The 1,020-nt window shown below is 73.8% G+C and carries 1 protein-coding gene; it reads right to left on the bottom strand.

Translation table 11 applies throughout. The annotated features are described in order from the left end of the window. Positions 1 to 180 precede the first annotated feature (180 nt). A partial coding sequence (locus GPK42_RS09925) for an IS30 family transposase (RefSeq protein ID WP_215694976.1) occupies positions 181 to 1,020 on the bottom strand: 840 nt, incomplete at its 5' end.

Genomic DNA, 1,020 nt, shown 5'->3' with positions numbered 1-1,020 from the left:
TCCCGCAGTTAGCCGAACGCCCCCGCGGCCCCTCCTGGGGTCCGGGGGCGCCGTTTTCCCAGTTGAAGGAACGGTGGAGATGTGTTTCGATGGGTCCGGTGGCCATGCTCCGCCCGCCGCCCGGCACCTCTTCCCAGACTCAGCCGGACGGTCGGTCCGTCTATTCCGTTTTCTTCCAGGCTAGGCCAGCGGGGCATCGCCCCTCTCTGCGCGCGCCCTCTCGATGAGCCCCGGCGTCAGGTCGAGGTCGCCGAGCGGCACGTCCCCCACGCCGTAGGCGTCCAGCAGCGCCGCCGCGTCCTCCCCGAGCATCGCCCTGAAGGCGCGCGCGGGCGTCGCGAAGCCGAGTGCGCCGCGGGGCTCGGAGTTCACGTGCGACATGGCCAGCGCCAGGTCGGCCGGGGCGAGCCGGTCGAACCTGATTCCGGCGCCCTTGGGCAGCAGCTTCCTGATCTCGACGTGGTTGCGCTCGCAGGCGCCCTTCTGGTCGCTGCGCCTGGGGTCGCAGTAGAACAGCCTCGTCTCGCCCGGCCCCTCGCCGAGCAGCGCCGCGACCGCCGCCTCGTCGGAGAACTCGGCGCCGTTGTCGGTGAGGACGGCGCGGAACACGCGGCGCGTCCCGTCGGCGCCGAGGACGGCCCGGATGCCCTCCAGGGCGTCCGCGACGCACCCGGCGGTCTTCTCCTCCAGCGGCAGCGCGAGCTGGAGCCTGCTGGGGCGGTGCAGCAGCGTGAGCAGGCAGGCGGAGTCCTCCCGGGCCCCCTCGACGGTGTCCATCTCCCAGGCCGCGGCGCACGCGTCCTCCCCGAGGGCGAGGAACGCGGCATGCGACCTGCGGGCGGAGCGGCGCGTGGCCGCCCGGCCCGCGGCGCGCTTCCTCGGCCTGTAGCCGACCTTGCGCCTGAGCTCCATGTTGGTCATGCCGTCGTAGCCCGCCGAGACCCAGCGGTAGATGGTCGACGGCGACAGGTCCACGGGCCCGCCGTTGCGCGCCGCCATCTGCTCGGGCGACAGCCCCCG

The organism is Collinsella aerofaciens (genome assembly GCF_018785265.1).
GTDB lineage: Bacteria > Actinomycetota > Coriobacteriia > Coriobacteriales > Coriobacteriaceae > Collinsella > Collinsella aerofaciens_AI.
Note: the sequence above shows the minus strand (reverse complement) of the source record. Positions and strands in the feature narration are given on the sequence as shown.